7 protein-coding genes are annotated in these 7512 nt (G+C 61.6%); all 7 read left to right on the top strand.

All coding sequences use genetic code 11. From position 1 onward, the window contains the following. The first annotated feature begins 185 nt into the window (after positions 1-185). Entirely contained in the window at positions 186-980 is a 795-nt protein-coding gene (gene tcyJ, locus M5B43_RS26935; protein ID WP_248752916.1) for a cystine ABC transporter substrate-binding protein, read from the top strand. After that, entirely contained in the window at positions 980-1645 is a 666-nt protein-coding gene (tcyL, locus tag M5B43_RS26930) for a cystine ABC transporter permease (protein WP_003187646.1), read from the top strand. Before tcyJ ends, tcyL begins: the two co-directional genes overlap by 1 nt. A 3-nt stretch (positions 1646-1648) precedes the next feature. Continuing rightward, positions 1649-2395 carry an L-cystine ABC transporter ATP-binding protein TcyN gene (tcyN, locus tag M5B43_RS26925; protein WP_248752915.1) on the top strand — a complete coding sequence of 249 codons (747 nt, stop codon included), beginning with the start codon at positions 1649-1651 and terminating at the stop codon, positions 2393-2395. Positions 2396-2688: 293 nt separating this feature from the next. Next, on the top strand, positions 2689-3486 hold the full coding sequence (locus M5B43_RS26920; protein ID WP_248752914.1) for a hypothetical protein: 798 nt from the start codon (positions 2689-2691) through the stop codon (positions 3484-3486). 187 nt (positions 3487-3673) lie between these two features. After that, complete coding sequence (locus M5B43_RS26915; RefSeq protein WP_248752913.1) at positions 3674-4915, top strand: SfnB family sulfur acquisition oxidoreductase; 1242 nt, start codon at positions 3674-3676, stop codon at positions 4913-4915. Between the two features lie 24 nt (positions 4916-4939). Then, a complete protein-coding gene (locus M5B43_RS26910) occupies positions 4940-6133 on the top strand; it encodes an SfnB family sulfur acquisition oxidoreductase (RefSeq protein ID WP_248752912.1) in 1194 nt (397 codons plus the stop codon). Next, a complete protein-coding gene (locus M5B43_RS26905) occupies positions 6133-7485 on the top strand; it encodes an LLM class flavin-dependent oxidoreductase (RefSeq protein ID WP_248752911.1) in 1353 nt (450 codons plus the stop codon). The genes M5B43_RS26910 and M5B43_RS26905 overlap by 1 nt, the downstream gene beginning before the upstream one ends. The last annotated feature ends 27 nt before the right edge of the window (positions 7486-7512 follow it).

Raw genomic sequence — 7512 nt, 5'->3', positions numbered from 1 at the left:
TCCTCCCACATGGAAATTCCCCCGCATATTCAAAAATAGAATATGAAATTATCTTTATATTATTTTCAAGTCTTAAAAACCGGCTTTATAGTCGCGCCGCAGGCGAAGACGCGCACCGCTCTTTAAGGCAGGATACGACTACTGCGTCACCTGCTTCGCTCACCATAAAAACACAGGGGCTCTTCATGACTATTTCTGTATTCCGTCGCACGCTGCTGGTTGGCACATTGGGCCTGGCGCTTGGCGCTGGCTGGCTGGGCCAGGCAGTAGCCGGCGAGCAGTTGGACAACATCAAGAAGGCTGGCGAGATCAAGATCGGCCTGGAAGGCACCTACCCACCGTTCAGCTTCGTCGATGAAAGCGGCAAGCTCAGCGGTTTCGAAGTGGAGCTGTCCGAAGCGCTGGCCAAGGAGCTGGGCGTCAAGGTCAAGCTGCAGGCCACCCCGTGGGACGGCATCCTCGCCGCCCTGGAGTCCAAGCGACTGGACGCCGTGATCAACCAGGTCACGATCTCCGAAGAACGCAAGAAGAAGTACGACTTCTCCAAGCCTTACACCGTGTCCGGTATCCAGGCGCTGACCCTGGCCAAGAACGTCGACACCATCAAGACCGCCGCCGACCTGGCCGGCAAGAAGGTCGGTGTGGGCCTGGGCACCAACTACGAGCAATGGCTCAAGGACAATCAGCCCAAAGCCATCATCAAGACCTATAACGACGACCCAACCAAGTTCCAGGACCTGCGTATCGGCCGCATCGACGCCATCCTGATCGACCGCCTGGCCGCTCTGGAATATGCCAAGAAAGCCAAGGACACTGCCGCTGCGGGCGATGCGTTCTCGCGCCAGGAAGCCGGTATTGCCCTGCGCAAAGGTGAGCCAGAACTGCTCGACGCCGTGAACAAGGCTCTCGATAAGTTGCGCGCCGACGGCACCTTGAAGAAGCTGTCCGAGAAGTACTTCAACGCTGACGTCACTCAATAATGGAAGCAGGTTTCCAACTCGCGCTGGACTCCGCGCCCTTTCTGCTCAAGGGCGCGTATTACACGGTAATTCTCAGCCTTGGCGGGATGTTCTTCGGCTTGCTGCTGGGCTTCGGCCTGGCATTGATGCGCCTGTCGCGCTTCAAGTTGCTGAGCTGGACCGCCCGGGTCTACGTGTCGTTCTTTCGCGGCACGCCCTTGCTGGTGCAGCTGTTCCTGATCTACTACGGCTTGCCGCAAGTGGGCATCGAGCTGGATCCGATCCCGGCGGCGATGATCGGCTTCTCGCTGAACATGGCCGCCTACGCCTGTGAAATCCTGCGCGCCGCCATCGCCTCCATCGAGCGCGGCCAGTGGGAGGCTGCCGCCAGTATCGGCATGACCCGTGCGCAGACCCTGCGCCGGGCCATCCTGCCGCAAGCCATGCGCACGGCCTTGCCTCCGCTGGGCAACAGCTTTATTTCGCTGGTCAAGGACACGGCGCTGGCCGCTACCATCCAGGTACCCGAGCTGTTCCGCCAAGCTCAACTGGTGTCTGCGCGCACCTTCGAAATCTTCACCATGTATCTGTCCGCGGCCCTGATCTACTGGATCCTGGCGAGCATCCTGGCGCATCTGCAAAATCGTCTGGAAGACCGGGTCAACCGGCATGACCTGGAGTCTTGAAGCATGATCGTGGTTGAAAAACTGACCAAACAATTCAACGGTCAGGTGGTGCTCAACGGTATCGACCTCGAGGTCAAGGAGGGCGAAGTCGTCGCCATCATCGGCCCCAGCGGTTCCGGCAAGACCACCTTCCTGCGCTGCCTGAACTTTCTCGAAGAACCCACCAGCGGCCGTATCAAGGTGGGTGACATCGAGATCGACAGCAGCAAGCCGCTCAACCAGCAGCAGGGCCTGGTGCGGCGCTTGCGCCAGCACGTGGGCTTTGTGTTCCAGAACTTCAACCTGTTCCCCCACCGTACCGCGCTGGAAAACGTCATCGAAGGCCCGATCGTGGTCAAGAAGATGCCACGCGAAGCAGCCATCGCGCTGGGTCGCAAGCTACTGGCCAGGGTTGGCCTGGCGGGCAAGGAAGCGTCCTACCCTCGGCGCCTGTCCGGGGGTCAGCAACAGCGCGTGGCGATTGCCCGGGCGCTGGCCATGGAGCCGGAGGTGATTCTGTTCGACGAACCCACTTCGGCCCTTGACCCGGAACTGGTCGGTGAAGTGCTGGCGACCATTCGCAGCCTGGCCGAAGAAAACCGCACCATGGTCATCGTCACCCACGAGATGAGCTTTGCCCGGGATGTGGCCAACCGGGTGGTCTTCTTCGACAAGGGCGTGATCGTCGAACAGGGCGAAGCCAAGGCGTTGTTCGCCCACCCCAAGGAAGAACGTACGCGGCAGTTCCTCAGCAAATTTCTCGCCCATTGATAGACCCTCCCCTGTAGGTGCTAGCGCCTACAGGGTTTCGCCATCACAACACGTAAAACACGCCGTCGCTCGCCCCTTAAAATCTCCCTCCCCGTCAGACCCTTCTGAATATTCTCAAACCCGCCGTTTAGCCCTTTGCCGCCATTGACGCTCCCTGACCAAGCCTCTTATCTAGCGCCTTGAGGATTGGATCCCATCCCAGCTACTGACCGAATCGTTCCTTTCGACCCGCCTCGCGCCCGTGCGCCAGGGGCTTGGAACGATGACTGCTGGCTGCATCAAGGAGAGTACTTATGACGCACATTCAACACCCGGCCACGCTTACCGCCCCGACGTTGCCACAGGCGATTGGCAATGGCATCAGTGCCCTGGCTGCCACGCACCTGCAAGTCGACATTGCCCCCTACTCCGGCATGGAAGAGGGCGATTTGATCGAACTGTTCTGGAACAATTGCTTTGTCGCCTCGCGCAAGGTCACGCCTGGCAAAATCGGCACGTTCACCCACCTGTGGGTGCCTGAAAGCTTTGTGCAGGACGGTCCGGCGCGCGTCCACTACCAAATCCTGCAAATCGGCCATGGCCCTGCGCGCTCGGCCGTGACCACGGTACGGGTCAAGACCCTTTGCCCTGGCGGTCAGCCATCGGCCCGTCTCAACCACGAAAGCCGCGATGAAAACCAGCATCTCGCCCCCGTAGGCATGCCCGAGACGATCCGCCGTTATGGCGTCAATAGCCGCCAGGCAAGACGCGGCGTCCCGTTGACCATCGAACCGTACCTGAACATGAGCACCGGCGATGCCATCACCCTGCGCTGGGGTGATGTGCGCCTGGACCTGGCTGAAATACAAGCCAAGGGAGTGGGCCAGGCCATCAACGTGTGGGTACCTTCGCAGGTCATTGTCGAGGCGGGCGACGACTGCCGGCTGGAGGTCACGTACTGCATCCTCGATCGCGTCGGCAATAATTCACGCTGGGCGCCCGCTCGTACGGTGCGTATCGCAGCCTGTTCACCGGCCGCGCCGACGCGCCCCGCCAGCCCCGCGCCAGGCTATCAACCCCGTCGCCCGGGTTCGCCCTGTGAACCTGGGTGACAGCCCTTCTATGCATATTCCTAAAAGTTAGTTTATTTAAAAAATTAACACGCTTAGGGTATATGCACCGGACCACCGGACATTCCTGATTGTTCTGTTTTTATTTCATTGAATGCGAGGTCGGTATGGTCAGAATCACCCCGGTGCATAACGCCAGGGCATTACGTGCAGCCAAGGAGCGGCGCTGATGTCTAACTTGGCTCTAACACCCCCCCAGAGTGATCTGGATACAGCCCCACTGCTGTTGCCGGCCACTGTGCTGCGCAACGACGCCGAAGCGTTGAGCGCGGCCCATGAGCTGGCCCACGCCGCGCGCCTGCAAGCCGCCAAGCGTGACCGGCAACGCCTGTTGCCGTGGGCACAAATCGAGCAGTTCACCCGCAGTGGGTTGGGCAGTATTTCCATTCCCCGCGAATACGGCGGCCCTCAGGTTTCGTTCGTGACCCTGGCTGAAGTCTTCGCGATCATCAGCGCGGCAGACCCGGCTCTCGGGCAGATCCCGCAGAACCATTTCGGCATTCTGCACCTGGTGCAGGGGACCGCCACGCAGCGCCAGAAAAAGCAGCTGTTCCAGAGCGTGCTCGACGGTTGGCGCATCGGTAACGGTGGCCCGGAGCGCGGCACTAAAAACACCCTGGAACTCAAGGCGCGCATCACCGCCGAAGGCGAAGGCTTTGTGGTCAGTGGGCAGAAGTTCTACTCCACCGGCGCGCTGTTCGCCCACTGGGTGGCGATCAAAGCCCTGAACGATGACGGTAAGCAGGTCATGGCATTTGTACGTCGTGGCACTGAAGGGCTGCGCATCGTGGACGATTGGTCGGGCTTTGGCCAACGCACCACTGCCAGCGGCACCGTGTTGCTTGAGCGGGTCGCGGTGGATGCGGAGCTGGTAATCGACAACTGGCGCCTGGGCGAAAGCCCGAATATTCAGGGTGCCGTCTCACAACTGATCCAGGCGGCTATCGACGCCGGCATTGCCCGTGGCGCGCTCGACGACACCCTGGCTTTCGTGCGCGAACGCTCACGCCCCTGGATCGACGCCAAGGTCGAGCGGGCCAGTGACGACCTGTACGTGATCGCCGATATCGGCAAGCTGAAGATCGAGCTGCACGCCGCCGAAGCACTGCTGCGCAAAGCCGGCCAGGTGCTGGACGAAGTCAGTACCGCGCCCATTACCGCGCAGTCCGCCGCGCGCGCCTCGATTGCCGTGGCCGAGGCCAAGGTATTGACCACCGAAGTGTCGTTGCTGGTCAGCGAGAAGCTGTTCGAACTGGCCGGTAGCCGCGCCACCCTCGCCGAATTCAACCTCGACCGCCATTGGCGCAACGCCCGGGTGCACACCCTGCACGACCCGGTGCGCTGGAAGTATCACGCGATCGGCGCCTACCGCCTCAACGGCACCTTACCTGCTCGTCACTCCTGGATTTAGCCGACCAGACCTCTGGAGAACAACATGACTTATTCTCACCACGTCGCGGTTATCACCAGCGATGAACAAGCCCTTATTGTCGCCAGCGACCTGGCCGAAGACTTGCGTCGCGACAGCGCCCAACGTGACCGCGAACGCCGCCTGCCCTTGCCCGAGCTGGACGTGTTTTCCCGCTCCGGCCTGTGGGGCATCAGCGTGCCCAAGGCATTCGGCGGTGCCGGCGTATCCAATGTCACCCTGGCCAAAGTCATTGCCCTGATCGCCCAGGCGGATGCTTCACTGGGCCAGATCCCGCAAAACCATTTCTACGCCCTGGAAGTGCTGCGTGTGAATGGCAGCCCCGCGCAGCAAAAGCGCCTCTACGCCGACGTGCTCGCCGGCCAGCGTTTCGGTAACGCCTTGGCGGAACTGGGCACCAAGACCGCCCACGACCGCGTCACCGCCCTCACCCGCGATGGCGACGGCTTTCGCATCACCGGCCGCAAGTTCTACGCCACCGGTGCGATCTACGCCCAGCGCATCCCCACCTCGGTGGTGGATGAACACGGCGTGCAGCAACTGGCCTTTGTGCCCCGCGAGAGCGAGGGCCTGAGCGTGATCGACGACTGGAGCGGCTTCGGCCAGCGCACCACCGGCAGCGGCTCGGTGGTGTTCGATAACGTATGGGTCGCCGCCCAGGATGTGATCCCGTTCCAGAGCGCCTTCGAACGCCCGACCACCGTCGGCCCGCTGGCGCAGATTCTGCACGCCGCCATCGACACCGGCATCGCCCGCGCCGCCTTTGAAGATGCGCTGCATTTCGTACGCACCAAGACCCGTCCGTGGATCGATTCCGGCAACGACAAAGCCACCGAAGACCCGCTGACCTTGAAGAGCTTCGGCCACCTGAGCATCCGCCTGCACGCCGCCGAGGCACTGCTGGAACGCTCCGGCGAGTTCCTCGATCGCGCCCAGGCCGATAGCAATGCCCAGACGGTTGCTGCCGCCTCGATTGCCGTGGCCGAAGCCCGCGCCTTGAGCACCGAGATTTCCCTGGCGGCCGGCAGCACGCTGTTCGAGCTGGCCGGCAGCCAGGCCACGCTGGCCGAACACGGCCTCGACCGCCACTGGCGCAACGCCCGGGTGCATACCCTGCACGACCCGGTGCGCTGGAAGTACCACGCGGTGGGCAATTACTACCTCAACGATGAAAACCCGCCGCTGCGGGGGACTATCTGATGAGCAAAAAAAAGATCCTGCTCAATGCCTTCAACATGAACTGCATCGGGCATATCAACCATGGCCTGTGGACTCATCCACGGGACACCTCGACCCAGTACAAGACCATCGAGTACTGGACCGAGCTGGCACAAACCCTCGAACGCGGGCTGTTCGACGGCTTGTTTATCGCCGATATCGTCGGCGTCTACGACGTGTACCAGCAGTCCATCGACGTACCGCTCAAGGAGTCGATCCAACTGCCGGTCAACGACCCGTTGCTGCTGGTCTCGGCGATGGCGGCCGTGACCCGCAACCTCGGCTTCGGCCTCACCGCCAACCTGACCTATGAACCGCCATATCTGTTCGCCCGGCGCATGTCGACCCTCGACCACCTGAGCCGTGGCCGCGTCGGTTGGAACATCGTCACCGGCTACCTCGACAGCGCCGCCAAGGCCATGGGCCTGACCGAACAGGTCGAGCATGACCGGCGCTACGACCAGGCCGATGAATACCTGGAGGTGCTGTACAAGCTCTGGGAAGGCAGCTGGGAGGACGATGCGGTGCTCAACGACCCGCACGCCCGGGTCTATGCGCAGCCGGGCAAAGTGCACAAGGTCGAGCATCACGGCGAGTTTTATCAGGTCGAGGGTTACCACCTGTGTGAACCGTCGCCGCAACGCACGCCGGTGCTGTTCCAGGCCGGCAGTTCCGACCGCGGCTTGCTGTTCGCGGGGCGCCACGCCGAGTGCGTATTTATCAGCGGGAAAAACAAAGCGGACACCAAGCGCCAGGTCGACAAGGTACGCGCCAGCGCGGTGGAAGCCGGGCGCAACCCAGACGATATCAAGGTGTTCATGGGCCTCAACGTCATCGTTGACGCCACCGAGGCGCTTGCCTGGAAGAAGCACGCCGAGTACCTGAGCTACGCCAGCGCGGAAGCCGGTGTGGCGCACTTCTCGGCGTCGACGGCGATTGATTTCTCCGAGTACGAACTGGACGAACCGATCCAGTACGTGAAGAGCAACGCGATCCAGTCGGCCACCCAGAACCTGCAGAACAACGACTGGACCCGCCGCAAATTGCTCGAGCAACACGCCCTCGGTGGCCGCTACATCACCCTCGTGGGCTCACCCGAGCAGGTCGCGGATGAACTGGAATCCTGGATCAGCGAAACCGGGTTGGATGGCTTCAATCTCACACGCATCGTGACACCGGAAAGCTACGTGGATTTCATCGATCTGGTGGTGCCGCAGTTGCAGAAGCGGGGGTCGTACAAGACCGAATATGAGAGCGGCACGCTACGGGAAAAGGTCTTCCAAGGTAGCGCCCGTCTACCCGAACAACACACCGGCTCCACCTACCGTCACTGATCAAAAATGTGGGAGGGGGCAAGCCCT

This window comes from Pseudomonas sp. MWU15-20650 (assembly GCF_023242475.1).
GTDB lineage: Bacteria > Pseudomonadota > Gammaproteobacteria > Pseudomonadales > Pseudomonadaceae > Aquipseudomonas.
This window is presented reverse-complemented; position numbering and strand designations above follow the sequence as displayed.

Bases quoted from the DNA above. Each gene is read 5' to 3' on its own strand.
- M5B43_RS26920 (WP_248752914.1), top strand. From the start codon at position 2,689: ATGACGCACATTCAACACCCGGCCACGCTTACCGCCCCGACGTTGCCA.
- tcyL (WP_003187646.1), top strand. From the start codon at position 980: ATGGAAGCAGGTTTCCAACTCGCGCTGGACTCCGCGCCCTTTCTGCTC.
- M5B43_RS26910 (WP_248752912.1), top strand. From the start codon at position 4,940: ATGACTTATTCTCACCACGTCGCGGTTATCACCAGCGATGAACAAGCC.
- M5B43_RS26915 (WP_248752913.1), top strand. From the start codon at position 3,674: ATGTCTAACTTGGCTCTAACACCCCCCCAGAGTGATCTGGATACAGCC.
- tcyN (WP_248752915.1), top strand. From the start codon at position 1,649: ATGATCGTGGTTGAAAAACTGACCAAACAATTCAACGGTCAGGTGGTG.
- tcyJ (WP_248752916.1), top strand. From the start codon at position 186: ATGACTATTTCTGTATTCCGTCGCACGCTGCTGGTTGGCACATTGGGC.
- M5B43_RS26905 (WP_248752911.1), top strand. From the start codon at position 6,133: ATGAGCAAAAAAAAGATCCTGCTCAATGCCTTCAACATGAACTGCATC.